The sequence below is a fragment of the Xylophilus sp. GOD-11R genome, assembly GCF_033546935.1.
Classification (GTDB): Bacteria; Pseudomonadota; Gammaproteobacteria; order Burkholderiales; family Burkholderiaceae_C; genus Xylophilus.
Genome location: NZ_CP137854.1, coordinates 4,683,489 through 4,709,643 on the forward strand (window position 1 = coordinate 4,683,489; position 26,155 = coordinate 4,709,643).

Annotated in this window: 24 protein-coding genes; 6 read left to right on the top strand and 18 right to left on the bottom strand. The window is 67.9% G+C overall.

All coding sequences use genetic code 11. From position 1 onward, the window contains the following. Positions 1–2: 2 nt before the first annotated feature. The 9 genes from rplX to R9X41_RS21645 all read right to left on the bottom strand — a co-directional run bounded on the left by rplX (position 3) and on the right by R9X41_RS21645 (position 8,607). Complete coding sequence (gene rplX / locus R9X41_RS21605; protein ID WP_318632492.1) at positions 3–323, bottom strand: 50S ribosomal protein L24; 321 nt, start codon at positions 321–323, stop codon at positions 3–5. 15 nt (positions 324–338) lie between these two features. Next, positions 339–707: a 50S ribosomal protein L14 gene (rplN, locus tag R9X41_RS21610; protein ID WP_318632493.1), complete on the bottom strand. Its 369-nt coding sequence runs from the start codon at positions 705–707 to the stop codon at positions 339–341. A 181-nt stretch (positions 708–888) separates the two neighbouring features. After that, complete coding sequence (locus R9X41_RS21615) at positions 889–2,499, bottom strand: glycerol-3-phosphate dehydrogenase/oxidase (RefSeq protein WP_318632494.1); 1,611 nt, start codon at positions 2,497–2,499, stop codon at positions 889–891. 35 nt (positions 2,500–2,534) lie between these two features. After that, positions 2,535–4,268 carry an ABC transporter substrate-binding protein gene (locus R9X41_RS21620; protein WP_318632495.1) on the bottom strand — a complete coding sequence of 578 codons (1,734 nt, stop codon included), beginning with the start codon at positions 4,266–4,268 and terminating at the stop codon, positions 2,535–2,537. Between the two features lie 113 nt (positions 4,269–4,381). Further along, complete coding sequence (locus tag R9X41_RS21625) at positions 4,382–4,690, bottom strand: DUF2160 domain-containing protein (protein ID WP_318632496.1); 309 nt, start codon at positions 4,688–4,690, stop codon at positions 4,382–4,384. A 49-nt stretch (positions 4,691–4,739) separates the two neighbouring features. Next, positions 4,740–5,567, bottom strand: coding sequence for a carbohydrate ABC transporter permease (locus R9X41_RS21630; RefSeq protein ID WP_318632497.1), 828 nt, complete (start codon positions 5,565–5,567; stop codon positions 4,740–4,742). Then, on the bottom strand, positions 5,560–6,450 hold the full coding sequence (locus tag R9X41_RS21635) for a carbohydrate ABC transporter permease (protein WP_318632498.1): 891 nt from the start codon (positions 6,448–6,450) through the stop codon (positions 5,560–5,562). Before R9X41_RS21635 ends, R9X41_RS21630 begins: the two co-directional genes overlap by 8 nt. Beyond that, positions 6,447–7,520 carry an ABC transporter ATP-binding protein gene (locus R9X41_RS21640; RefSeq protein WP_318632499.1) on the bottom strand — a complete coding sequence of 358 codons (1,074 nt, stop codon included), beginning with the start codon at positions 7,518–7,520 and terminating at the stop codon, positions 6,447–6,449. The genes R9X41_RS21635 and R9X41_RS21640 overlap by 4 nt, the downstream gene beginning before the upstream one ends. Position 7,521: 1 nt before the next feature. Next, positions 7,522–8,607: an ABC transporter ATP-binding protein gene (locus tag R9X41_RS21645; protein ID WP_318632500.1), complete on the bottom strand. Its 1,086-nt coding sequence runs from the start codon at positions 8,605–8,607 to the stop codon at positions 7,522–7,524. Between the two features lie 151 nt (positions 8,608–8,758). On the opposite strand from R9X41_RS21645, the gene R9X41_RS21650 reads away from it, so the two are divergent. The 3 genes from R9X41_RS21650 to proC are packed head-to-tail and all read left to right on the top strand — an operon-like array spanning position 8,759 to position 11,893. Next, positions 8,759–9,526: a DeoR/GlpR family DNA-binding transcription regulator gene (locus R9X41_RS21650; protein ID WP_318632501.1), complete on the top strand. Its 768-nt coding sequence runs from the start codon at positions 8,759–8,761 to the stop codon at positions 9,524–9,526. 14 nt (positions 9,527–9,540) lie between these two features. After that, entirely contained in the window at positions 9,541–11,034 is a 1,494-nt protein-coding gene (gene glpK, locus R9X41_RS21655; RefSeq protein ID WP_318632502.1) for a glycerol kinase GlpK, read from the top strand. Positions 11,035–11,044: 10 nt separating this feature from the next. After that, the gene (gene proC / locus R9X41_RS21660) at positions 11,045–11,893 is read left to right on the top strand and encodes a pyrroline-5-carboxylate reductase (RefSeq protein ID WP_318632503.1); all 849 of its coding nucleotides are present in this window, start codon (positions 11,045–11,047) and stop codon (positions 11,891–11,893) included. Between the two features lie 10 nt (positions 11,894–11,903). Here proC and ubiA read toward each other — a convergent pair whose 3' ends face one another. The 4 genes from ubiA to recG form a co-directional block, all read right to left on the bottom strand. Continuing rightward, the gene (gene ubiA / locus R9X41_RS21665) at positions 11,904–12,764 is read right to left on the bottom strand and encodes a 4-hydroxybenzoate octaprenyltransferase (protein ID WP_318632504.1); all 861 of its coding nucleotides are present in this window, start codon (positions 12,762–12,764) and stop codon (positions 11,904–11,906) included. 98 nt (positions 12,765–12,862) lie between these two features. After that, on the bottom strand, positions 12,863–13,444 hold the full coding sequence (locus R9X41_RS21670) for a Dps family protein (RefSeq protein WP_318632505.1): 582 nt from the start codon (positions 13,442–13,444) through the stop codon (positions 12,863–12,865). A 101-nt stretch (positions 13,445–13,545) separates the two neighbouring features. Further along, positions 13,546–14,505 carry a LysR substrate-binding domain-containing protein gene (locus tag R9X41_RS21675; protein WP_318635299.1) on the bottom strand — a complete coding sequence of 320 codons (960 nt, stop codon included), beginning with the start codon at positions 14,503–14,505 and terminating at the stop codon, positions 13,546–13,548. Positions 14,506–14,556: 51 nt separating this feature from the next. Next, a complete protein-coding gene (recG, locus tag R9X41_RS21680) occupies positions 14,557–16,692 on the bottom strand; it encodes an ATP-dependent DNA helicase RecG (RefSeq protein WP_318635300.1) in 2,136 nt (711 codons plus the stop codon). Between the two features lie 211 nt (positions 16,693–16,903). Between recG and queA the strand changes: the two genes are divergently transcribed. Further along, positions 16,904–17,956: a tRNA preQ1(34) S-adenosylmethionine ribosyltransferase-isomerase QueA gene (gene queA / locus R9X41_RS21685; RefSeq protein ID WP_318632506.1), complete on the top strand. Its 1,053-nt coding sequence runs from the start codon at positions 16,904–16,906 to the stop codon at positions 17,954–17,956. Between the two features lie 78 nt (positions 17,957–18,034). Here queA and R9X41_RS21690 read toward each other — a convergent pair whose 3' ends face one another. Further along, positions 18,035–19,339, bottom strand: a complete 1,305-nt coding sequence (locus R9X41_RS21690; RefSeq protein ID WP_318632507.1) for a hypothetical protein — start codon at positions 19,337–19,339, stop codon at positions 18,035–18,037. A gap of 130 nt (positions 19,340–19,469) precedes the next feature. Between R9X41_RS21690 and tgt the strand changes: the two genes are divergently transcribed. Further along, positions 19,470–20,642 (top strand): tRNA guanosine(34) transglycosylase Tgt, encoded by a 1,173-nt coding sequence (gene tgt, locus R9X41_RS21695; protein ID WP_318632508.1) that lies wholly within the window; start codon positions 19,470–19,472, stop codon positions 20,640–20,642. Positions 20,643–20,646: 4 nt separating this feature from the next. Here tgt and R9X41_RS21700 read toward each other — a convergent pair whose 3' ends face one another. Then, entirely contained in the window at positions 20,647–21,465 is an 819-nt protein-coding gene (locus R9X41_RS21700; RefSeq protein WP_318632509.1) for an alpha/beta fold hydrolase, read from the bottom strand. 2 nt (positions 21,466–21,467) lie between these two features. Next, a complete protein-coding gene (locus R9X41_RS21705; RefSeq protein WP_318632510.1) occupies positions 21,468–22,472 on the bottom strand; it encodes a tripartite tricarboxylate transporter substrate binding protein in 1,005 nt (334 codons plus the stop codon). Positions 22,473–22,583: 111 nt separating this feature from the next. On the opposite strand from R9X41_RS21705, the gene R9X41_RS21710 reads away from it, so the two are divergent. Then, positions 22,584–23,492: a LysR family transcriptional regulator gene (locus tag R9X41_RS21710; RefSeq protein WP_318632511.1), complete on the top strand. Its 909-nt coding sequence runs from the start codon at positions 22,584–22,586 to the stop codon at positions 23,490–23,492. Positions 23,493–23,506: 14 nt separating this feature from the next. Here the strand turns inward: R9X41_RS21710 and R9X41_RS21715 are convergent, their stop codons facing one another. Continuing rightward, the gene (locus R9X41_RS21715; protein WP_318632512.1) at positions 23,507–24,067 is read right to left on the bottom strand and encodes a flavin reductase family protein; all 561 of its coding nucleotides are present in this window, start codon (positions 24,065–24,067) and stop codon (positions 23,507–23,509) included. A gap of 13 nt (positions 24,068–24,080) precedes the next feature. Further along, positions 24,081–26,003 (bottom strand): MFS transporter, encoded by a 1,923-nt coding sequence (locus tag R9X41_RS21720; RefSeq protein ID WP_318632513.1) that lies wholly within the window; start codon positions 26,001–26,003, stop codon positions 24,081–24,083. Positions 26,004–26,155 lie beyond the last annotated feature (152 nt).

The following is a 26,155-nucleotide window of genomic DNA, read 5'->3' on the forward strand; positions in this document are numbered from 1 at the left end:
CCTCAGGCTGCCTGGATTTGTTCACCGCTGGACTTGAAAACGCGAACGCGCTTTCCGTCGGCCAGCAGCTTGGTGCCCACGCGATCGCCCTTGCCGGTGGCGGCATTGAAGATGGCCACGTTGGACTGGTGGATCGGCATCGACTTCTCGACGATACCGCCGGTCGTGCCCTTCATCGGGTTCGGCTTGGCGTGCTTCTTGACCACGTTGATGCCTTCGATGACGAGGTGAGCGTCGTCGGCACGTTCAGTGACGGTGCCGCGCTTGCCCTTGTCACGGCCGGTCAGCACGATGACTTGGTCGCCTTTGCGAATCTTGTTCATGTCGCGTCCTGGAAATTAGAGAACTTCGGGAGCCAGGGACACGATCTTCATGAACTTCTCGGTACGCAGTTCACGCGTCACCGGTCCGAAGATGCGGGTGCCAATCGGCTCCAGCTTGGCATTGAGCAGCACGGCGGCGTTGCTGTCGAACTTGACGAGCGAGCCATCGCCACGGCGGATGCCTTTGGCGGTGCGCACGACAACGGCGCTGTAGATCTCGCCTTTCTTGACGCGACCACGCGGGGCAGCTTCTTTGATGCTGACCTTGATGATGTCGCCGACGCTGGCGTAGCGACGCTTGGAGCCGCCGAGCACCTTGATGCACAGCACGGACTTCGCGCCGGTGTTGTCGGCGACTTCCAACCGGGATTCTGTCTGGATCATTGCAATATTCCCAACTTGTACCGAGTCGCCACCCTTGGGGGTCGGCCCCTCGGCTTGGCAGTTCAGGTCAGTCTTGGGCCCGTCGTCCACGCCGCAAAACCATTTTGCGGCGCTTCTTATTGGGCAGAAATTCGCCTTTAAAGGGCGAAGCCAGCGATTCTTGCAAAGATCGGCAGAGGCGTCAAGCGCCTGGGGTGCGCGTGGCGTCGAATTGTCGCCACAGGACTTCGAAGGCGGCGGTATCGGGATGGGAAACGCCCTCCTCGGCCAGCAGTTCGGCGACACGGGCAGCCAGGCGGCCGGCCTCGGCGGCGTCCAGGAACAGCATCCGGCTGCGACGCGCCAGCACGTCCTCGACGGTGCGTGCGTATTCATGGCGAACCGCGAACCGCACCATCGCTTCGGACAAGCCCGGCGCGAGCCAGACATCGGCGCCGGGCAGCGCCTGCACGAGGGTGGCCTCGCTGCCATAAAGATGAATGCCGGGCGCATGGCCGATGGTCTGCAACGCCTGCCCGTCTTGCGGTGCGCCGACCAGCCGCAGGTCGTTGGTGCCGCCGGCGGGCCGGGCTTGCAGCAGGCCTTCGTCGGCGCAGTGCCGAAGCACGTCCTCGGCCATGGCGCGGTAGGTGGTCCATTTGCCGCCGGTGACCGTGACGAGGCCACCGGGGCCGCTCAGGACGGTGTGTTCGCGGCTGATCTTCTTGGTGGCCGCCGCGCCGCCGGGGCTGCTTTGCGGGCGCACCAGCGGACGCAGGCCGACCCAGGTGCTGCGTACGTCGCGGGCCTGGGGCGCGCGGCGCAGGTAGCGCGCCGATTCGCCGAGGATGAAGTCGATCTCTTCGCGAAATGGCTTGGGCTCGGCAAGCGCATCGGCGCGTGGCGTGTCGGTGGTGCCCAGCACCACCTTGCCGAGCCACGGCACCGCGAACAGCACCCGGCCGTCGGAAGTGCGCGGCACCAGCAAGGCGTGGGCGCCCGGCATGAATTCGGCATCGACGACGAGATGCACGCCCTGGCTCGGCGACACCAGCGGCTCGGCCGGCTGCCCGCTGGCGGCAGAGTCCTGGGCGCGCAGGGCGTCGACCCACACGCCGGTGGCATTGACCACGCAGCGAGCGCGAAGCGTGAAAGTCTGACCAGATTCGGCATCGTGGCAGAGCAGCCCCGAGACCTTGCCACCGTCGTAGAGCAGCGTATCGACGGGGCAATGGTTGACCAGCAGGGCGCCGCGCGCAGCGGCCGTGCGCGCCAGGGCCAGGGCCAGCCGGGCGTCGTCGAACTGACCGTCCCAGTACTGCACGCCGCCTTTCAGCCCCTGCGGCGCGGCGCCAGGCAGGCGCTCCAGCGTCTTGGCGCGCCCCATGAGTTGGGTGCGACCCAGGCCGGAGCTGCCCGCCAGCAGGTCGTAGGCGGTCAGCCCGATGCCGTAGAACGGCGCCTCCCACCAGCGATAGGCCGGCATGACGAAAGGCAGCGGTTGCGCGAGATGCGGCGCATTGGCCAGCAACACCGCGCGTTCGTGCAGGGCTTCGCGCACCAGGCTCAGGTTGCCCTGGGCCAGGTAACGCACGCCGCCGTGGACCAGCTTGGTGGCCCGCGACGACGAGCCCTTGGCGAAGTCGTTGGCTTCGAGCAGCACCACCGAGAAACCCCGCGACGCCGCATCCAGCGCCACACCCAACCCGGTCGCACCGCCGCCGACGACCGCGAGGTCGTAGAGACGGTCCTCGGCGAGTTTCGCCAGGAGTTCGCTGCGGACGGTCGGAAGAGGCGCGGTGATGGGTGTCATGCGGGGTTCGGTTTCATCGGTGAATGCAGCGTCGCTCAGCGGACCTTGCCGTCCTTCCAGGCCTGCAGCAGCTTGTCGTAGGCCACCGTTTCGCCCTTGGGTTTTTCATTGGCCAGTTTCGCCCAGGGCGCGCCGCCGGTCGTGCCCAGCCATTTGGACGGGTCGCTCTTGGCGTTGAGCTTGGGCGCGCAGCGGGCCATGCCGGCGCGTTGCAGGCGCGACATGACCTGGTCCATTTCCTCGGCCAGGTTGTCCATGGCGGCCTGCGGCGTCTTCTCGCCGGTGACGGCGGTGGCCACGTTCTTCCACCAGAGCTGGGCGAGCTTGGGATAGTCGGGCACGTTGTTGCCGGTCGGCGTCCAGGCCACGCGTGCCGGGCTGCGGTAGAACTCGACCAAGCCGCCGAGCTTGGGCGCGGCGTCGGTCATGGCCTGCGAGCGAATGTCGGACTCGCGGATCGGCGTCAGGCCCACGATAGTCTTCTTGAGCGAGGTGGTCTTGGCGGTGACGAACTGCGCATACAGCCAGGCGGCGGCGACACGATTGGCGTCGTGGTCCTTGAAGAAGGACCAGGAGCCCACGTCCTGGTAGCCGTTCTGCATGCCGGCCTTCCAGTAAGGGCCGTTGGGGCCGGGCGCCATGCGCCACTTGGGCGTGCCGTCGGCATTGACCACCGGCAGGCCGGGCTTGTTCATGTCGGCGGTGAAGGCGGTGTACCAGAAGATCTGCTGGGCGATCTGGCCCTGGGCCGGCACCGGGCCGGACTCACCGAAGGTCATGCCCATGGCTTCCTTGGGCGCGTACTTCTTCATCCAGTCGATGTACTTGGTGAGCGCGTAGACGGCTGCCGGCGAGTTGGTGGCGCCACCGCGCGACACGCTGGCGCCGACCGGCGTGCACTTGTCGTCGGCCACGCGGATGCCCCACTCGTCGACCGGCATGCCGTTGGGAATGCCCTTGTCGGCGGCGCCCGCCATCGACAGCCAGGCGTCGGTGAAACGCCAGCCCAGCGACGGGTCCTTCTTGCCGTAGTCCATGTGGCCGTAGATCGGCTTGCCGTCGATCTGCTTGACGTCGTTGGTGAAGAACTCGGCGATGTCCTCGTAGGCGCTCCAGTTCTGCGGCACGCCGAGCTCGTAGCCGTACTTGGCCTTGAACTTGTCCTGCAGGTCCTTGCGCGCGAAGAGGTCGGCGCGGAACCAGTAGAGGTTGGCGAACTGCTGGTCGGGCAGCTGGTACATCTGGCCGTCGGGCGCGGTGGTGAAGCTGCGGCCGATGAAGTCGTTGACGTCCAGGCCCGGGTTGGTCCATTCCTTGCCGGCGCCGGCCATGTATTCGGTGAGCGACAGGATCTTGCCGTAGCGGTAGTGCGTGCCGATGAGGTCGGAGTCGCTGATCCAGCCGTCGTAGATCGACTTGCCCGACTGCATGGACGTCTGCAGCTTCTCGACCACGTCGCCCTCCTGGATCAGGTCGTGCGTCACCTTGATGCCGGTGATCTCCGAGAACGCCTTGGCCAGCGTCTTGGATTCGTACTCATGGGTGGTGATGGTCTCGGACACCACCGAAATGCTGTTGACGCCCTTGGCCTGCAGTTTCTTGGCCGCGTCGATGAACCATTTCATCTCGGCCATCTGCTGGTCCTTGGAGAGCGTGGACGGCTGGAATTCCGCATCGATCCATTTCTTGGCGTCGGCCTCGGCGGCGCCCGCCGCCTGGCCCATGGCCATGGCCGTCGCCAGGGCCAGCACTGTGTAGCGCATCTTCATGGTTGTCTCCTCTTTTGATGGTGTGCCCCCGAGCTGTCGTGCACAGCGCGGCGCGGACCCCGGGGGAACGATGGGTTCGCGTGCGTCGGAAATCTCATGGCCTCGTAGCTTCATCAGCCCTTGCGCATCACCAGGCCCAGCAGAGCCATCGAGACGACGAAGCCGATCCACACGGAGGGCGGATCCTGCAGCGCGAACCATTGCTGCATCTGCTCGCCCAGGCCGACCCAGATCAGGTTGACGTAGGCCGCGCTCAGCAGGCCGATGAAAAGGCGGTCGCCGCGCGTGGTGGAGATCGGCAGCCAGCCGCGCCGCTCCACCGTGGGCGACTTGATTTCCCATACGGTCATGCCGGCGAGCATCAGCGCGACGCAGACGAAAAACACGGCCACGGGCGTGGTCCAGGCCATCCAGGCGAACATGGTTCGGTCCTTCCAGAAACGAGGGTGATCGGGCGCAGCGGTCGGGCCTTCAGACCCGGCCCATCGCGAAGCCCTTGGCGATGTAGTGGCGCACGAACCAGATGACGATGGCGCCCGGTACGATGGTCAGCGCGCCGGCCGCAGCGAGCGTCGCCCAGTCCATGCCCGAGGCCGACACGGTGCGCGTCATGGTCGACACGATCGGCTTGGCATCGACACTGGTGAGCGTGCGCGCCAGCAGCAGTTCAACCCAGCTGAACATGAAGCAGAAGAACGCGGCCACGCCCACACCGGCCTTGATCAGCGGCAGGAAGACGGTGATGAAGAAGCGCGGAAACGAGTAGCCGTCGATGTAGGCGGTTTCGTCGATCTCGCGCGGTATGCCGCTCATGAAGCCTTCCAGGATCCACACCGCCAGCGGCACGTTGAACAGCAGGTGCGCCAGCGCCACGGCGATGTGGGTGTCCATCAGCCCGAGCGTGGTGTAGAGCTGGAAGAAGGGCAGCAGAAACACCGCCGGTGGCGTCATGCGGTTGGTGAGCAGCCAGAAGAACACGTGCTTGTCGCCCAGGAAGCTGTAGCGCGAGAACGCGTAGGCCGCCGGCAGCGCCACGACGAGCGAGATGACCATGTTCATGGCCACGTAGATCATCGAGTTGATGTAGCCCTGGTACCAGGACGGGTCGGTCAGGATGGTGTGGTAGTTGGCCCAGGTAAAGGCGGCGGGCCACAGCGAGAAGCCCGACAGGATCTCGGTGTTGGTCTTGAAGCTCATGTTGAGCATCCAGTAGATCGGCAGCAGCGCGAACACCAGGTAGGCCACCAGGAAGATGGTGCGCTTGCGAAACCGCGTCTTGCCCGTGCGGGAATCACTCATGGCCTGCGCCCTCCGGCTGTGCGGTGCCGACGCGCTGCATCCAGGTGTAGAGGATGAAGCACAGCAGCAGGATGATGAAGAAGTAGATCAGCGAGAAGGCCGCCGCCGGCCCCAGGTCGAACTGGCCGACCGCCTTCTGCGTGAGGTACTGCGACAGGAATGTGGTCGCATTGCCCGGCCCGCCGCCGGTCAGCACGAAGGGCTCGGTGTAGATCATGAAACTGTCCATGAAGCGCAGCAGCACCGCGATCATCAGCACGCCGCGCATCTTGGGCAGCTGTATGTAGCGGAACACCGCCAGCTTGCTGGCGCCGTCGATGCGGGCGGCCTGGTAGTAGGCGTCCGGAATGGAACGCAGGCCGGCGAACGCCAGCAGCGCCACCAGCGGCGTCCAGTGCCAGACGTCCATGGCCAGCACGGTCAGCCAGGCGTCGGTGGCGTCGCCGGTGTAGTTGTAATCCACGCCCAGCGCCACCATCGTGCGGCCGAGCAGGCCGATGTCGGGCCGGCCGAAGATCTGCCAGATGGTGCCCACCACGTTCCACGGAATCAGCAGCGACAAGGCCACCAGCACCAGCACCAGCGACGATTTCCAGCCCTCGGCCGGCATCGACAGCGCCAGCGCGATGCCCAGCGGAATCTCCACCAGCAGCACGGCGAGCGAGAACAGCATTTGCCGCAGCAGGGCGTCGTGCAGCTCTCCGTCGCGCATCACCGAGGCGAACCATTCGGTGCCGACGAAGACGCGGCGCTCGGGCGAAATGATGTCCTGCACCGAGTAGTTCACCACGGTCATCAGCGGCAGGATGGCCGAAAAGGCCACGCAGACCAGCACCGGCAGGATCAGGAACCAGGCCTTCTGGTTGACGGGTTTCGTGCTCATGCCACCAGCTCCTCGTCGCGGTAGAAACACGTGTGCTCGCCCACCAGCTGCAGGCCGACCGTGTCGCCCTCGTGCGGCGCGGCGTCACCCGAGGCCAGCCGCAGCTTGGCGGACTGCTCGCCGATGGTCACGCTCACCAGCAGGTGGGTGCCGATGTCCTGCACCTTGCGCACCGTGGCCGTGGCGGCGCCCGCGCTGCCGGCCGCGGCCAGGCGCAGGTATTCGGGGCGGATGCCGATGGTGAGCGGCCCGGCCGGCAGCTGTGCGCCAGCAAGCAACCGCTCGCCGGCGATCTGCAGGCCGCCCGCGCCGTCGGATTCGGCCTGGATGAAGTTCATGCCCGGCGAGCCGATGAAGTGCCCCACGAAGGTGTGCTGCGGCCGCTCGAACAGCGCCTCGGCCGAGCCGACCTGCACCGCGCGTCCGCGCGTCATCACCACCACTTCCTCGGCGAAGGTCAGCGCCTCGACCTGGTCGTGCGTCACGTAGACCAGCGTCAGCTTGAGCTCCTGGTGGATCTGCTTGAGCTTGCGCCGCAGCTGCCATTTGAGGTGCGGATCGATCACCGTCAGCGGTTCGTCGAACAGCACCGCCGACACATCCGGCCGCACCAGGCCGCGGCCGAGCGAGATCTTCTGCTTGGCATCGGCCGCAAGGTTGGCCGCGCGCTGATCGAGCTGGCCGCTCAGGTCGAGCATCTCGGCGATGCGGCCGACACGCTCCTGGATCTGCGCGGCCGGCACCTTGCGGTTGCGCAGCGGAAACGCCAGGTTCTCCGCCACGGTCATGGTGTCGTAAATAACCGGGAACTGGAACACCTGCGCGATGTTGCGCTGCTGCGGCGTGGCGTGGGTCATGTCCCGGCCGTCGAACATCACCGTGCCCTGCGACGGCGTGACCAGGCCCGAGATGATGTTGAGCATGGTCGTCTTGCCGCAGCCCGACGGCCCGAGCAAGGCATAGGCGCCGCCGTCGCGGAAGCTCATCTTGAGCGGCAGCAGCGCGTAGTCGCTGTCCTGGCGCGGATCGGGCCGGTAGGCATGGGCCAGGTCGAGATCGATGCGTGCCATGTCAGTGGACTCCGGCGAGAAGCGAGCGTTCGGGCGCGGCGAGCAGGCCGCCGTCGCCGTCGAACAGGTAGACGTGCGAGGGATGCAGGTACAGCGTGAGCGGCTCGCCCAGCGAGAAGTGGTGCACGCCGGTGAACTGCGCGACCATGTCGCCGGCCGCGATGCCCAAGTGCACGAAGGTGTCGGAGCCGGAGATCTCGGTGAGCTGCACCGTGCCGGCAAGTGCCGTGTCGCCTGGCCGTGCGGTGGTGCGCAGGGCGGCAGCGCGCACGCCCAGGGTCAGCGGGCCGGTGACGGCGGCCATCGGCGCGGGCAACGCCAGCACGAGGCCGCCCTTGAGCGTCAGCCGGCCTTCGTAGGCCTGCCCCCGCAGCAGGTTCATCGGCGGATCGCTGAAGGCGCGCGCCACCCGCAGCGATGCCGGCTGGTGAAACACCTCGGCGGTCGGGCCGTACTGCAGCACTTCGCCCTTTTCCATCACCGCCGTGTAGCCGCCCAGCAGCAGCGCCTCGGCGGGCTCGGTGGTGGCGTACACCACGGTCGAGTCGCCCGCCGCGAAGAGCTGCGACAGCTCTTCGCGCAAGCCTTCTCGCAGCTTGTAGTCGAGGTTGACCAGCGGCTCGTCGAGCAGCATCAGCGGCGCGCCCTTGGCCAGCGCCCGCGCCAGCGCCACCCGCTGCTGCTGGCCGCCCGACAGCTCCGACGGATAACGGTCGAGGAACTGGCCGATGTGCAGCCGGTCGGCCAATGCCTTCACCCGCGCGGTCACGTCCTTTTCGCCGCGCAGCTTGAGCGGCGAGGCGATGTTGTCGAACACCTTGAACGACGGATAGTTGATGAACTGCTGGTAGACCATGGACACGTTGCGCTCGCGCACCGGCACGCCGGTCACGTCGCGGCCATCCACCCGCACCTGGCCGCTGGTGGGTGCGTCCAGCCCGGCCATCAGCCGCATCAGGCTGGTCTTGCCGGCCTGCGTCACGCCCAGCAGCACCGTGACGGCGCCCGGCTTGAGGGCAAGATCGATATCGCGCAGCCAGGTCTGTGCACCCACGACCTTGCCGACACGCTCCAGCGTCAGCTCCATGACGTCTTTTCGTTAGTGTTCATATTTTTTCATTTTTGTTCCTTTTTAAGGGCTTCCCTTCGGTATTTTCCCTGAGCTCTTTCGTTTTTGTTCGTTTTAAAGTCAAACGCAAGCAGGACGACACTGCATGCTTTCTTTTCGGTTAACCGCCTTGAACACCAACCCCCGCCAGCTCCAGTTGCTCGCCGCCGTGCGCGAGCGCGGCTCCATGACGGTCGACCAACTCGCCGACATGCTGGGCGTCACCCTGCAGACGGTGCGGCGCGACGTGCAAAAACTCGCCGACGACGGCGCGCTGGCCCGCTTTCACGGCGGCGTGCGGATTCCCCAGTCGACCATCGAGAATCTGGCGCACCGCCAGCGCGAGGTACTCAACGCCGAGGGCAAGGCGCGTATCGCCCGGGCCGTGGCGCGCCAGGTGCCCGACGACTGCTCGCTGATGCTCAACATCGGCACCACCACCGAGGCGATCGCCAAGGCGCTGCTGCAGCACCGCGGGCTGCGCGTCATCACCAACAACCTCAATGTCGCGACCATCCTCAGCCACGCACCGGGCTGCGAGGTGATCGTGGCCGGCGGCGTGGTGCGGCCGCGGGACCTGGGCATCGTCGGCGAGGCCGCGGTCGATTTCATCAGCCAGTTCAAGGTCGACATCGCGCTCATCGGCATCTCCGGCATCGAGGTCGACGGCACGCTGCGCGACTTCGATTACCGCGAGGTGAAGGTGGCCCAGACCATCATCCGGCACTCGCGCGAGGTGTGGCTGGCCACCGATGCCAGCAAGTTCAACCGCCCCGCCATGGTCGAGGCGGCCAAGCTCTCGCAGATCCACCGGCTGTTCACCGACGAGCCGCCGCCCGAGCCTTTTCCCGCGCTGCTGGCCGAGGCCGGCGTGCGCCTCGACGTCGCCGCCGACTGACATCGCCCCACGCCATGACCTACATCCTCGCCCTCGACCAGGGAACCTCCAGCTCGCGCAGCATCGTGTTCGACGGCCGCGGCCGCATCGTCGCCCAGGCCCAGCGCGAACTGCCGCAGCGTTATCCGCGCCCCGGCTGGGTCGAGCACGACCCGAAGCAGATCTGGCAGACCCAGCTCGACACCGCCCGCGAGGTGCTGCGCACGGCCGGCATCGCCGCCGCCGACATCCGCAGCATCGGCATCACCAACCAGCGCGAGACCACGCTGGTGTGGGACCGCCGCACCGGCGAGCCGATCCACCACGCCATCGTCTGGCAGGACCGCCGCGCCGAACCCGAATGCGCCCGGCTGCGCGACGAGGGCTGGGCGCCGAAGGTGCAGCTGAAGACCGGCCTGCGCATCGACGCGTATTTCTCCGGCACCAAGCTCAAGTGGATCCTCGACCAGGTGCCCGATTCACGCGACCGCGCCGCACGCGGCGAGCTGGCCTTCGGCACGGTCGACAGCTGGCTGATCTGGCAGCTGACCGGAGGCGCGGTGCATGTCACCGACGTCACCAACGCCTCGCGCACCATGCTCTTCAACGTGCACGACAACGCCTGGGACGCCGAGCTGCTGCAGGCGCTGGACATCCCGCCCGCGCTCATGCCCGAGGTGCTGCCCTCGGCCGCCGAATTCGGCACCACGCTGCCCGAGCTGCTGGGCGCGCCGATCCGCATCGGCGGGGTGGCCGGCGACCAGCAGTCGGCCACCTTCGGCCAGGCCTGCTTCAGCGAAGGCATGGCCAAGAACACCTACGGCACCGGCTGCTTCATGCTGATGCACACCGGCGAGCGCTTCCAGACCTCGCAGAACGGCCTGGTCACCACCAGTGCGGCCCAGCCCGGCCGGCAGCCGGAGTTCGCGCTGGAAGGCAGCGTCTTCGTCGGCGGCGCGGTGGTGCAGTGGATGCGCGATGGCCTGCGCGCCATCGGCACCAGCGGCGAGGTGGAAGCGTTGGCATCCAGCGTGCAGGACGCCGGCGGCGTGGTGCTGGTGCCGGCTTTCACCGGCCTGGGCGCGCCCTATTGGCAGCCCGAGGCGCGCGGCATCCTGACCGGACTCACGCGCGGCACCACCATGGGCCACATCGCCCGCGCCGCGCTGGAAAGCATCGCCTTCCAGAGCGCGGCGTTACTGGTTGCCATGCAGCGCGACGCGGCCGCTGCTGGCGTGGCGCCGATGCGCGAGCTGCGTGTGGACGGTGGCGCCTGCGTCAACGACCTGCTGATGCAGTTCCAGGCCGACCTGCTCGGCATTGCGGTAGTGCGACCCGCCGTCATCGAAACCACCGCGCTCGGCGCCGCCTATCTGGCGGGCCTGTCGTGCGGCGTGTTCGCCGGCACCGACGAGTTGTCGGCGCTGTGGCAGGCCGAACGCCGGTTCGAGCCGCGGCTCAGCCGCGCGCAGGCCGATGAACGGATGCAACAGTGGGAACACGCTGTCCGGCAGACGATTGCTGCCTGAAAATCGACGGATGAACGACATTCTCGAAAACCAGGACATCCCCGTACTCGATCTTCCCGTCACCTTCATCGGCGGCGGCAACATGGCCAGCGCCATCATCGGCGGCCTGATCCGCCAGGGCCTGGACGCCAGCCGCATCGACGTGGTCGAGCCCTTCGAAGCCGCCCGCGACAAGCTGCAGCAGCAGTTCGGCATCCTGGCCCAGGCCAGCGCCGGCGCCTTCCTGTCGCGTGCCTCGGTGGTGGTGTGGGCGGTCAAGCCGCAGACCTTCCGCGAGGCCGCCACCGCCGTCGCGCCGCTGGCACCCAAGGCCCTGCACCTGAGCGTAGCCGCCGGCATCTCCAGCGGCAGCATCGCCGCCTGGCTGGGCACCGGCCGCATCGTGCGCGCCATGCCCAACACGCCGGCACTGGTCGGCCAGGGCATGACCGGGCTCTTCGCGCGCGAAGAGGTCAACGCCGCCGACCGCGGGCTGGTCGAAGGCGTGCTGCGCCCCACCGGCCGACTGAGCTGGGTCGACAACGAAAAGCAGCTCGACGCGGTCACCGCGCTGTCGGGCTCCGGGCCGGCATACGTCTTCTACTTTCTCGAAAGCATGGTGCAGGCCGGCATCGAGATGGGGCTGTCGGCCGAGCAGGCTCGCGCGCTGTCTGTCGCCACCTTCCAGGGCGCCTCGCACCTGGCGGCCGTGTCGTCCGATCCGCTGGAAGAGATGCGCCAGCGGGTCACCTCCAAGGGCGGCACCACCTACGCGGCGGTGACCGCCATGGACGAGGCCGGCATCAAGAACAGCTTCGTCGCCGCGCTGCATGCGGCCGAGCGGCGTGCCCGCGAGCTGGGAGCCGAATTCGGCGGCTGACCTTGCGCGATCAGCGAAACAGATAGCCCAGCGCCACGCCGGCGAACACCGTCGCGCCCAGCCAGTGGTTGAGCCGGAAGGCGCGAAAACAACCGTCGCGGCTGCGGTCGCGGATCAGCCGCCCATGCCATGCGGCCTGCGCGGCGGCGGCGGCCATGGCGAGCCAGAACGGCCAGCCGAGCGCCCGGTCTTGCAACGCGAATAGCTGCAACACGATGGCCACGGCATAGAAGCCCATCACTGCCGCCACGTCCCAGCGACCCAGTGTGATCGCAGAGGTCTTCATGCCGATCTTCAGGTCGTCGTCACGGTCGACCATGGCGTATTCGGTGTCGTAGGCCAGCACCCAGCACAGGTTGGCCACGACCAGCGGCCACACCACCGCCGGCACCTCGCCCCGCACGGCGGTAAAGGCCATCGGAATGCCGAAGCTGAAGGCCACGCCCAGCACCGCCTGCGGCATGGACACCCAGCGCTTGGCGAAGGGATAGGCCACGGTCACCGCCAGCGCGCCGAAGGACCAGATCACCGTGGTCGCATTGGTGGTCAGCACCAGCGCGAACGCCACCAGCGCCAGCGCCGCGCCCAGCACCAGCGCCTCGCGCGTCGACACCCGGCCGCTGGTGATCGGCCGTTGCGCCGTGCGCTTCACGTGCCGGTCGAAATCGCGGTCGGCCACGTCGTTGATGCAGCAGCCGGCACTGCGCATCAGTACCGTGCCCGCCACGAACACCGCCAGCAGATGCCAGCCGGAAAAGCCGTCCGCCGCCACCCACAAGGCCACCAAAGTCGGCCACAGCAGCAGCAGCCAGCCGGCGGGCCGGTTCCAGCGAATCAGGTCGAGATACAGCGAAAGGCGGCCGGCGAACATCGTGAAGGGAGGCGGGGCGAGGGAAACAGAAGCCCCAATAAAAAACGGAGCTGGCATTGTGCCGCTCCGTTTCGTGGGGCGAGAGTTCGGGCGCGGTCTCAGTCTTCGAGCAGCGAGCGCAGCATCCAGGCGGTCTGGTCGTGCACCGTGCAGCGGGCGGTCAGCATGTCGGCGGTCGGGTCGTCACCGGCGGCCTCGGCCACGGGAATGAAGCTGCGCGCGATGCGCGACACGGTCTCGTGGCCCTGCACCAGGATCTCCACCATCTGCATCGCCTTGGGCGGCGTGGCGGGCACGTCGGGCACCGTGGCGATCTTGCTGAACTCGGCATACGAGCCCGGCGCGTAGTGGCCCAGCGAGCGGATGCGTTCGGCGATCACGTCGGTGGAGGTCCACAGCTCGGTGTACTGCTCCATGAACATCGCGTGCAGCGAGTTGAAGTGCGGACCGGTGACGTTCCAGTGGAAGTTGTGGGTGGTCAGGTAGAGGGTGTAGGTGTCGGCGAGCACGCGCGACAGGCCCTGGGCGATGGTCGCGCGGTCGGCGTCGGCGATGCCGATGTTGATGACCGGTGCCCGTGCGCTGCCCGATGCCGGCGCGACCGCGATCGCACCCTTGGCGGGCACCTTGCCCTCGGCGGCGACGCTGAGCTTCTTCACATTCTTCGATTTGGTGGCCATGTCCGGTTCCTCTGACTGGGGATTTGAAAGAAACAAGAAAAGACTTTAAGACGAGCCGCGCGGCATCGCCAACAGCGAGCGCCTATCCCGGCGATTGACGCTCAGGACAGCCGCGTCACTCCCGGCAGCTCGCAGGCGTAGATCGCGTTGCGCAGCGCTGCGATGGCTTCGTACCGGGTGAAGCTGCGGCGCCAGGCCAGCGACACGCGGCGGCTCGGCGGCGTGCCGGAGAAGGGGATGTACTTCACGTGCGGTGCGTCGTCGTCCATGCGGCGTGTCTTGAGCTTGGGCACGAAGGCGGTCTTGGGAACCGACAGGCGCGGCACCAGGGTCACGCCCATGCCGGCGGCCACCATGTGCTTGATGGTCTCCAGCGACGATCCCTCGAAGCTCTTGCGGATGCCTTCGGTATTGCTGGAGAAGCGGGCGAACTCGGGGCACACCTCGAGCACGTGGTCGCGGAAGCAATGGCCGGTACCCAGCAGCAGCATGGTTTCGCCCTTGATCTCTTCGGCGGACACGCTGTCGCGCTGCGACAGCGGGTGGGTGCTCGGCACCGCCGCATAAAAGGGCTCGTCGTAGAGCGCGGCGGTGGCCAGGCCGGTATCGGGGAACGGTTCGGCGACGATCGCGCAGTCGATCTCGCCGGTTCGCAGCATTTCGAGCAGCTTGACGGTGAAGTTCTCCTGCAGCATCAGCGGCATCTGCGGCGTGCGGCTGAGCGACTGGCGCACCAGATCGGGCAGCAGGTAGGGGCCGATGGTGTAGATGATGCCCAGCGTCAGCGCGCCTGCCAGCGGGTCCTTGCCGCGCTTGGCGATTTCCTTGATGCCCGCCGCCTGCTCCAGCACGCTCTGCGCCTGGCGCACGATTTCCTCACCGAGCGAGGTGACTGCGACTTCGTTGGCGCTGCGCTCGAAAAGTTTCACCTCCAGCTCGTCTTCCAGTTTGCGGATCGCGACCGACAACGTCGGCTGCGACACATAGCAGGCTTCCGCGGCCTTGCCGAAGTGCTTTTCGCGTGCGACGGCGACGATGTATTTGAGTTCGGTGAGCGTCATGTAGGCGCGGATCATACGCAGCGCCGGCGCCGGCGCCATCTCCGCGGCCATTCAGGCCTTCAGGAATTCCGCACGGGTTCCCAGCCAACGTGCCACGTGGCGGGCCGCCAGCGCCGGGTCGTGGCGCAGCATCCGGGGAGCGAGATCGCGCGCCCAGGCGAGCAGGTCGGCGTCGGTTTCCAGGTCGGCGAAGCGCAGCAGCGCCGCGCCAGACTGCCGCGCGCCCAGAAATTCGCCCGGCCCGCGAATCTCCAGGTCGCGCCGCGCGATCTCGAAACCGTCGGAGGTTTCGGCCATGGCGCGCAGCCGCTCGCGCGCCGCCTCGCTCACCCGCCCGCCCTCGTTGGGCGCGTACAGCAGCACACAGGCCGACGCCGCCGCGCCGCGCCCCACCCGGCCGCGCAGCTGGTGCAGCTGCGACAAGCCGAACCGCTCGGCGTGTTCGATCACCATGAGCGAGGCGTTGGGCACGTCCACGCCGACCTCGATCACCGTCGTGCTCACCAGCACCCCCATGCGGCCGGCGCTGAACTCGGCCATCACCGCCTTCTTTTCGGCCGGCGGCATGCGCGAATGCAACAGGCCGATCACCGTGCCCGGCAGCGCGGCCTGCAGGTCGGCGTGGGTCTGCGTGGCGTTGACCAGGTCGACCGCCTCGCTCTCCTCGATCAACGGGCACACCCAGTACACCTGCCGGCCCTGCGCCAGCTGCGCCGAGATACGCGCCACCACCTCGTCGCGCCGGCTGTCGGCCACCAGCTTGGTGACCACCGGCGTGCGGCCCGGCGGCAGTTCGTCGAGCGTGGACACGTCGAGGTCAGCGTAATAGCTCATGGCCAGCGTGCGCGGGATCGGCGTGGCGGTCATCATCAGCAGATGCGGCTCGCGCGGCATGCCGTCGATTTCGCCGCCGGCCTTTTCGCGCAGCGCCAGCCGCTGCGCCACGCCGAAGCGGTGCTGTTCGTCGATCACCGCCAGGGCCAAACTGCTGAAGACGACCGGGCCCTGGATGACGGCGTGCGTGCCCACCACCAGCGCCGCCTCACCGCTGGCCACCAGCGCCAGCGCCGCCGTGCGCTCCTTCTTTTTCTGTGCGCCGGTAAGCCAGGCAACCTGCCGGCCGCGCTCGGCGAGCAGTGGCTGCAGCCAGCCGACGAGTTTCTCGAAATGCTGCGAGGCGAGAATTTCGGTCGGTGCCATCAGGGCGCACTGGTGCCCGGCCTCGATGCAGATGCAGGCCGCCATCGCCGCCACCACGGTCTTGCCCGCGCCGACATCGCCTTGCAGCAGGCGGTGCATCGGGTGCGCCTGGCCGCCGTCGGCCGGCCGCGCCATGTCGGCGGCGATTTCCTCCACCACCCGGCGCTGCGCCGCCGTCAGGTCGAAGGGCAAGGCGGCGAGCAGGCGCGAGGGCAGCGCCGATGCATCGGTAGCCGTCGGCAGCAAAGGCGCCCGCAGGCGGTCGCGCGCTCGGCGGGCTTCCAGCTGCGAGAGCTGCTGGGCCAGCAGTTCCTCGGCCTTGAGCCGGCGCCAGGCCGGATGGCTGCGGTCTTCCAGCGTGGCCAGCGCCACGTCGGCCGGCGGGTGGTGCAGAAAATGCAGCGCATCGGCCAGGGTCCATGGCGGCTCGTACGGCCCGGCGCCGTGCGGATACGGATCGGCACGCGCCGGCAGTGTTTCCGACAGGTCGACCCGGCCCAGCGCCGAACGCACCGCACGCCGCACATACGCCTGCGGCAATTGCGCGCTGGCCGGGTACACCGGCGTCAGCGCCTCGGGCAACGGCGCCTCGACCGGCCCGAAGCCTGGATGCAGCATGGTGCGGCCGATGAAACCGCCGCGCACCTCGCCACGCACCCGCACCTGCCTGCCCTCGGCCAGCGCCTGGCGGTGCGAGGGATAGAAGGTGAAGAAGCGCAGTTCCAGCGTGTCGCTGCCATCGTCGATCAGCACCTTGAGCTGGCGCCGGCCCTGCAGCAGCACGTCGCTGTGGATCACCGTGCCCTCGACCTGCGCCTGATCGCCGTTGCGGGTGTCGGCGATACGCACGATGCGGGTCTCGTCCTCGTAACGCAACGGCAGGTGCAGCGCCAGGTCGATGTCGCGCACCAGGCCGAGCTTGCGCATCGCCTGCTGGGCCGGACTGAGCACCTTGCGCGCCGATGCGGCGGGCGGGGGAGCGGGCATCTGGGAAGCGGGGGCGGGCATGGGAGAATTCTGCCTTCTCGCCCGGCCGTTTCGGGGCCGGCTACCTGGCCTTACGCGGGATGCGTCCCGTCGAAACCTTGGAACGGACGTGTCCCGTCGAAACCTTGGAACGGACGTGTCCCGTCGAAACCTTGGAACGGACGTGTCCCGTCGAAACCTTGGAACGGACGTGTCCCGTCATCAAGCCCCCATGACCACCACTCCCGATCGCGACTTCACCGTCGCCGACTTCGACTTCCAGCTCCCGCCCGAGCTGATCGCCCAGCACCCGGCCGCCCGCCGCAGCGGCTCCCGCCTGCTCGACGGCCGCGCGGCCGAGCCGGTCGACCGCATCTTCGACACCCTGCCCGGCCTGCTGCAGCCGGACGACCTGCTCATCTTCAACGACACCCGCGTCGTCAAGGCCCGGCTCTTCGGTGAAAAGGCCAGCGGCGGCAAGCTCGAACTGCTGGTGGAGCGGGTGCTGCCCGAGGGCGACGTAGCCTGCCACATGCGGGTCAGCAAACGGCCCCAGCCCGGCGCCGAACTGCGCATGACCGGCGGCTTCAAGGCCGTGCTGCTCGGCCGTTGGCCCGATGCAGACGGCCCGCTGTTCCGTTTCCGTTTCGAAGGCGGTCCCGAAGACACGCCGTACGACCTGATGGAGCGCCACGGCCACGTACCGCTGCCGCCCTACATCGACCACACCGATTCGGCCGAAGACGCACAGCGCTACCAGACCGTCTTCGCCCGCGTGCCCGGCGCGGTCGCCGCGCCCACCGCCGCCCTGCATTTCGACGAGGAACTGCTGGCCGCGCTCGACGCCACCGGCGTGCGCCGCGCCGCCGTCACCCTGCATGTGGGCGCGGGCACCTTCCAGCCGGTGAAGGCCGAGCGCATCGCCGACCACCACATGCACCACGAACGCTACGACGTGCCCGAGCCCACGCAGCGCGCCATCGCCGAAACCCGCGAACGCGGCGGCCGTGTCGTCGCCGTCGGCACGACCAGCGTGCGCACGCTGGAGAGCTGGGCCGCCACCGGCCAGGCGAGCGGCGACACGGACATCTTCATCACCCCCGGCTTCGAGTTTCGTGTGGTCGACCTGCTGGTCACCAACTTCCACCTGCCCAAGTCGACGCTGATGATGCTGGTCAGCGCCTTCGCCGGCTACGAACACATCATGGCGCTCTACCGCCACGCGGTCGCCGAACGCTACCGCTTCTTCAGCTACGGCGACTCGATGCTGCTGCAGCGGCGCTGAAGGCGACTTGCCGACGCGCGCTGGCGCGCGCCCGTGACCGCCAATCTTTGTCACCGTGGCTGAACCGGCAATGGGCGATCACCGCGGTTCGAAATTTCTTGCACGGTCGATGCACTCGTCGACGTACCGATTGATCCGTTGCCGCAACTCGAACTCCATCTCGGGGGCCATGTCGGTCGCCTGCTTTCCGAGGCGCCGATGAAAACCTGCGCGGGCACGTTCGAGGCTGCGCAGGACGCGCTCGATATCGATGCCCGGTTCGCCTTGCCGCGTGGGCCGCGGCCGCGGCGGCACGGGCTTGCCATCGAACAGGTCGAAGGCGACAGGGCCGCTGTCGGTGATGACCACGTTGTGATCGATGTGCAGGCCGTCCCGGCTGAGCACGTCGGTCGCCCCCACGATGTACATGGCCTGACGAAACGCATAGGGCGCAGGCCGCTGTTCGGCAACCTTGACCTCGCGGCCGGCAACCCACTGGCTCGCCGTCAGCTGGACATGCACGGTCTCTCCACGACCGAGGGAGTCGAGCTTGTGTTGAATGACCGGCTGCACCGCCACCCGTGCGGCGTAGCCAAAACGCCTGAGAAAGTCGTGGGCTAACCGCGTGCGCGCGCCACGGTAGAGGCCTTCGACGCTCAGTCCATCCATTCGCGGGTCGACGTTGAGATGCAGGTCGTGCTTGAGCACGAAACGACCGGTGGGATCCAGTACCGCGTTCGGTGCGAGTTGCGCGCCGCCCGGCAGCCGCACATCGGTGGTGCCGATCCAGTCCCTGCGCCCGTCCTCGAAGCGCACGAACCGCTTGCCGTCGTGCAAGCTGGCCTGCGAAGCCATCTGGCGCATGGCGCTGTTCAAGGCCCGCTTGCCGTCCTGCCGAGACCTGTGACGACGCGGCACATGGGTTCCAAGCGCCTCGGCGATGTCTTCGAGCCCGCCTTGGCGCTCCGTCCGGTCGGTGATCTCTCGCCCGTTGTCTGTCAGGCGCAGCCAGCCCTGCGGAGCGCGATCAAGCGTCAGCGTGCCGAAGCGATCGACCAATTGCACCTTGTGTTCGTCGGCATGGATGGCCAAGGGCGCATGCTCGCCCGATATGGCCGGCATTTGGCCGAACCGGTGCGCGAAGATCTTTTCTGCCCGCGATTGAAAATGGCTCCAGGACTTGTCTGCCGCCGGCTGTGGGGGCTGGGCAAAAGTGTCTGGCGCCGCATAGGCCGACCGGCCCGCAGGCAGGCCCTTCAACGTGGGCGACGCGCCTGCGGACGCCAGCGGCATGACGTGAGGGGCCGGTTGGTTCGCCCGGCTGCCGATCTCGATTGCCCCACGGGGGACATAGGTCTGAAATTGGGTGCCGAAATAATGGGCTGGCGAGGGATTCGTGAACATTTTTTTCCTCCAGCCGCCACCTTAGGACCGGACCTGCGGGCCGCCAGCCAGACGCCGCACCGACGTCCATCGCGCCGAAGCTCGCCCCCGGGCAGACAGGGTCGATGGCGCTCTCGGGGACAATCCGGCCATGCTTCAGTTCGACCTCCTCCAGACCGACCCCGACAGCCACGCCCGTCGCGGCACGCTCACCCTCAACCACGGGCCGGTGCAGACACCCATCTTCATGCCCGTCGGCACCTACGGCACCGTCAAGGGCGTCATGCCGCGCTCGCTGGAGGAAATGGGCGCGCAGATCATCCTCGGCAACACCTTCCACCTGTGGATGCGACCCGGGCTCGACGTGATGGCGTCCTTCGGCGGGCTGCATGGCTTCGAGCAGTGGCACAAGCCGATCCTCACCGACTCCGGCGGTTTCCAGGTCTGGTCGCTCGGCGCCATGCGCAAGATCAGCGAGGAAGGCGTGCGCTTCGCCTCACCGGTCAACGGCGACAAGCTGCTGCTGACGCCCGAGGTGTCGATGCAGATCCAGACCATCCTCGACAGCGACATCGTCATGCAGTTCGACGAATGCACGCCCTACGACACCGCCGGCCACATCACCACCGAAGCCGAGGCACGCCAATCGATGGAGCTCAGCCTGCGATGGGCCAGGCGCTGCCAGGCCGAGTTCACGCGGCTGGAAAATCGCAACGCGCTGTTCGGCATCGTGCAGGGCGGCATGTTCGAGAATCTGCGCCAGGAATCGCTCGACCAGCTGGTCGACATGGACTTCCCCGGCTACGCCATCGGCGGCGTGAGCGTGGGCGAGCCCAAGGACGAAATGCTGCGCATCATGGCGCACACGCCGCACCGGCTGCCGGCGCACAAGCCGCGTTACCTGATGGGCGTCGGCACGCCCGAAGACCTGGTCGAGGGCGTGGTGCAGGGCGTGGACATGTTCGACTGCGTGATGCCCACCCGCAACGCGCGCAACGGCACGCTCTTCACCCGCTACGGCGACCTGAAGATCCGCAACGCCCGCCACAAGACCGATCACCAGCCGCTCGACCCGAGCTGCACCTGCCACGCCTGCGCGGGCGCCAGCGGCGTCTCGTGGGAGCAAGGCGGTCGCGAGGGTTTCTCGCGCGCCTACCTGCATCATCTCGACCGCTGCGGCGAGATGCTCGGCCCCATGCTCACCACGGTGCACAACCTGCACTACTACCTGAACCTGATGCGCGAGATCCGCGAGGCGCTCGACGCCGGCGCGTTCAACGCTTTCCGCGCGAAGTTCAAGGCCGAGCGGGCGCGCGGGGTCTAGCGGATCAGGCGGTGGCTTCCTCGCAGCTGGCGACGAACTCCACCACCGCCGCATCGAACTCCGTCTGGCGGCTGCGCGAGAACGCATGGCCGCCCCGGTCGTAGAGCCGCAGCGTCGCGCCCGGGATCAGCGCTGCGATCTCTTCCGAAAAGTACGCCGGCGTCAGCATGTCGTCGCGGGCACACAGCACCAGCGTGGGCTTGTGGATCTTCGGCAGCTCGTGGGCGATGTCGAAGGCCAGGATCGAATCGATGCGGCTGGCCATGATCTCCGGCGCGCTGATCTCGCCGGCCGCCGACCGCGCCTCGACCGCTTCCAGCATGTGGCTGTGCGCCGCCACGTATTCGGGCGGATAGAAGAACAGGCTGGTGGTCTGCGCATACACCTCCGGCCCCATCTCCTGCAGGATCTTCTTGCGCAGTCCCCACACGCGGCGACGGTAGGCGTCGGCCCGGTGCACGCTGGCATACAGCACCAGCGAACGCACCCGGTCGGGGTAGCGCACCGCTACTGACATGCCGATCGCGCCGCCGGTCGAATGCCCCACGAAGTGAACCGACGGAATCTTCAGCGCGTCGAGCAGCGCGACGAAGTCGTCGGCCAGCTGTTCGATGTCGCGCACCGCGGACTGCTCGGTGCCGCCGGTGCCGCGCTGGTCGTACACCAGCGTCTTCCAGTGGCGCGAGATGGCAGGCAGTTGCGGCGTCCAGAAGGAACCCGCGCCGCCCATGCCGGCCACGAGCGCGACCGGCGTGGACACCGATGACTCGTCGCCGTGCAGCTGGTAGCTGTGCGGAATGCCGTTGGCGATGATGCGTGGCATGGTCAATCCGCCTTCGCGCCGGTTTCCTTCACGATGCGCGCCCACTTGATGGTGTCGGCGCGGATCACGCGGGAGAACGATTCAGGACTGCTGGTGACGCCCTCGGCGCCGATCGCCGCGAGCTTCTGCGCCGTGACGTCGGTGCCGAAGAGGCGGACGGTGTCGGCGTTGAGCTGGTCGACGATGGCCTGCGGCGTACCGGCCGGGGCCAGCAGGCCGAACCAGGAGCTCACTTCCACGTCGCGCACGCCTTGTTCGGTCAGCGTCGGCAGGTCGGGCAGGGCATGCGCCCGGGCCGCGCCGGCGATGCCCAGGGCGCGCAGCTTGCCGGAGCGGATGTGCGGCAGCACCGAAGGCAGGTGGTCGAACATCACCTGCACCCGGCCGGCCAGCAGGTCGGCCATGGCGGGCGCCGCACCACGGTAGGGGATGTGCTCCATCGGCACGCCTTGCGAGGTCTTGAACAGCTCGGCGGTCAGATGCGGGATGGCACCGTTGCCGCTGGACGCGAAGGTCAGCGGCGGGTTCGCGGCCTTGGCCAGGGCCACCAGCTGCGCCGGCGTGCGCGCCTCCAGCGAGGGATGCACCACCAGCGCCACCGGAATCTGCGCCAGCATCGAGACCGGCGAAAAGTCGGCCTCGGCCTTGTACGCCAGCGCCGGGTAGATCGACGGCGCGATGGTCTGGCTGGCCGTCACGCCGAGCAGCAGGTTGTAGCCGTCGGCGGGCGCCTTGGCGACCACGCCCGCACCCACCGAGCCACCGGCACCGGGCTTGTTGTCGACCACGACCGGCTGGTCGTAGAGCGTGCCCAGCCGGTCGGCCAGTACCCGAGCCAGCAGGTCGGCGGCGCCACCGGGCGGGAAGCCCGCCACGATGCGCACCGGCTTGGTCGGGTAGGCGGCGGCCAGCGCCAGGCCGCAACCGGTGCCGGTCAGCAGCGCGGCGCCGGCCGCCTGCAACAGCCGTCGGCGGGCGATGGTCGAACGAAGAAAAGAATCGATCACGTCTGCTCCCTGGAAAATCGAACCTGCGGTTCGTCGCGACCACTGTGCGACAAGCGGGGGGTTTGCGGGTAGCGTCATTTCGTCGATGCCTGCGTGCCTAGAATGCAACGCATGCGCCCGCTCGACCTCACCGCCCTGCGCTATTTCGCCGAAGCCGCGGCCTGCGGCTCGATTCGGCAGGCGGCCGACCGGCTCCATGTCACGCCCTCGGCGGTCAGCCGGCAGATTGCCAAGCTCGAGACCCGGCTGCGTGCCACCTTGCTCGAGCGCAGTCCCGAGGGCGTGCGCCTCACCCAGGCCGGCGAAATGCTCGCCGAGGAAGTCGGCAACATCCACCAGCTGGTCGAGCGGGTGCAGTCCCGCATCGGCGACCTCGAAGGCCTGCGGCGCGGCACCGTGCGGCTGCGCTGCATGGAAGGCGCCGTCGACACCTGGCTGCCGGAGTCGGTGGCCGCCTTCCATGCGCTGCATCCGCAGGTCGGCTACGACATCGCGGTCGACAACACCGATGGCACCATCGAAAGCCTGCTAGCCGGAGGCTGCGACATCGGCGTGACCTTCAAGGCGCCGCGGCGCTCGGAGATCGGCGTGGTCGCCACCCGAAGCGCGCCGCTGCTGGCTTTCGTGAGCCCGCAGCATGCGTTGGGCGACGCCACCTCGGTGCGCCTGTCGACCCTGCTGCGCCATCCCATGGCGCTGCCGGGCGCGGCCTTCGGCGTGCGGCGGGTGCTCGACCAATTGTTCAAGCAGCAGCGGCAGGCAGCAATCGAACTGATCACCGCCAACTCCATCGCGATGACCCGCGCCCTGGCGCGCCAGGGCGTGGCGGTGACGATCCTGCCCGCCTTTTCAGCCAGCCACGACCTGCGTTACGGCCACCTGCGCGCGATTCCCATCGTCGGTGCCGGCCACCTGCGCGCCGAGGTGGAGCTGTGCGTACGCAAGGGCCACATGCTGCCGGCCGCGCCGCGCGAGTTCCTGTCGCTGCTCAAGGCCGACTTCGCCCGCCTCACCGGCTGAAGCGGCGGGCACCGCTACAGCTTGCCGGCCGTGAACAACCGGCGCCGACCGATGCTGTCGCCCGCCACCATGAACCGACCCTCGCCCTGGTAATGCAGCGTGCGTGGATTGCGCGGCGTGGTCGCGGCCCGGGCACGCACCACTTCGAGGACGAAAAAATCGTATTCGTCGACCAGACGACGGTCGTGCACCCGGCATTCGAACTGCGCGTGGCACCGGCGCAGCAGTGGCGCGCCGACCTGCTCACCCGGCTCGGTTTCCAGCGCGAAAGCCGCGAACTTGTCGACTTCGGTTCCGCTGCAGTTGCCGATGGACGCCACCGCATCGGCCATGCCGCGTGTGGGCAGGTTGATGGCGCACTCGCCGCTGCCCTCGACCAGCGCACGGCTGTGGTTGCCGCGCGCGATGACGCAACCGACCAGTGCCGGCGTGAACTCCATCACGGTGTGCCAGCCCAGCGTCATCACATCGCGCTCGCCCTTCCAGTACGAGGTCAACAAGATCACCGGGCCGGGCTCCAGGAAGCGGCGGACCTGGTCGAGTGGCAAATCGGCTTTGGCGTGACGGCTGGGCATGCGGCGATGGTTGTCAGGCAGGAGCGACCAGCATCTCCGCGACCCGGCTGCGCAGTGTTTCGGGCTGTACCTGCGAAGCCGGCACGGGCTCGCCGATGCGCAACGCCACCCGGTTCAGGAAACCACGCCGGAACGGCCGCGCCATGGCCGCCGGCCGGCCGCCGCGCTGCTCGATGCGGCTGAAGAACGATCCCCACAAGCCTTGCAACGCCATCGGCACCACGGGTGGCTCGATGCCGTCTTCGCGGGCCTGGGCCAGGATCTTCATCAGGCCGGGGTGAAACGTCTTCAGCGCGCCGTCGGTGGTAAGCCCGCCCTCGGGAAAAATCGCCAGCAGCTCGCCGCGGCGCAGCACGTCGGCGGCGCGCTCGAAGGCGGCTTCGTAGATCTGCGGATCGTCCTGGCGCGAGGCCAGCGGAATGCAGCGCGCCAGCCGGAACACCGCGCCGAGCACCGGCGTGGCGAAGATGCGGTGGTCCATCAGGAAGTGGATCGGGCGCGGGCTCGCGCCCAGCAGCAGCACCGGATCGGCCAGGCTCACATGGTTGCAGACCAGCAGCGCCGGGCCTTCTGCCGGAATCCTTTCAGCGCCGTCGATGCGGAACCGATAGACCAGGTTGGACACGATCCACGCCAGGAAACGCAACAGGTATTCCGGCACCAGCCAGAACACGTAGCCCGCGACCAGTGCGTTGGCGATGCCGGTCAGCAAAAAGACCTGTGGAATGGTGAAGCCCGCCGACAGCAGCGCGCCCGCGATGACCGCGCTGGCGATCATGAACAGCGCGTTCAGGATGTTGTTGGCCGCGATGATGCGGGCCCGGTGGGTCGGCTGGCTGCGCATCTGGATCAGCGCGTACATCGGCACGCTGTAGAGCCCGGCGAAGAGCGACAGCAGCAGCAAGTCGGCCATCACGCGCCAGTGCGCCGGCCGGGCGATGAATTCGCCCAGGGCCAACAGCGGCGACGCCGGCAAGCCGCGCGCGGCGAAGTACAGGTCGATGGCGAAGACGCTCATGCCGATGGCGCCGAGCGGCACCAGGCCGATCTCCACCCGCCGCCGGCTCAGCACCTCGCAGAGCAGCGAACCGGTGCCGACGCCGACCGAGAACAGCACCAGCAGCAGCGAGGCGACGTGGGCGTCGCCGTGCAGCACTTCCTTGGCGAAACTCGGGAACTGGCTGAGAAAGACCGCGCCGAAGAACCACATCCAGCTGATGCCCAGCAGCGAGCGGAACACCACCGGCTGTGTGTGCGCCAGCCGCAGGTTGCGCCAGGTCTCGGTGGCAGGGTTCCAGTTGATGCGCAGGTTCGGGTCGGTCGCCCCGAGCGGCGGAATGCGCTGGGCCGCCAGCCGCCCGGCCAGCGCCAGCGCGAGACAGGCGGCGGCGACCGTGCCGTGGCCGACGCGCGGAATCGCCACCAGCACGCCACCGGCCAGGTTGCCCAGCAGGATCGCGACGAAGGTGCCCATTTCCACCATGCCATTGCCGCCGGTCAGCTCGTGCGGCTGCAGCACCTGCGGCAGGTAGGCGTATTTCACCGGCCCGAACAGCGTGGAATGCAAGCCCATCAGGAACACGCAGGCCAGCAGCACCGGCGCATTGCCGGCCCAGAAACCGACGGCGGCCACCGCCATGATGACGATCTCCAGGTTCTTCACCGTGCGCATCAGCGCGGTCTTGTCGAGCTTGTCGGCCAACTGACCCGAAGTGGCCGAGAACAGCAGGTAAGGCAGCACGAACAGCGCACCGATGACCAGCCCGGCCAGCGACGGCGGCAGCCAGGACACCGACACCTGGTAGGTGACCATGACGGTGAAGGCGAACTTGAACAGGTTGTCGTTGGCCGCGCCGGCGAACTGCGTCCAGAAGAATGGCGCGAAGCGACGCTGGCGCAGCAGGGCGAACTGGTTGGGATGCGGGTCTGCTGTCATGCGGCTGGGTCTCCTGCGGCAACCGTGGATCGGCCCGCCCGGCTCATTTTGCCCGCCGCACCTGTTGCCCCGAGGTTGAAACACGGCATCACAATTCTTCTCCGCGAAGCTACCTTCGCTTCACGGAATGCCAGGAGCATGAAGCCGTGATC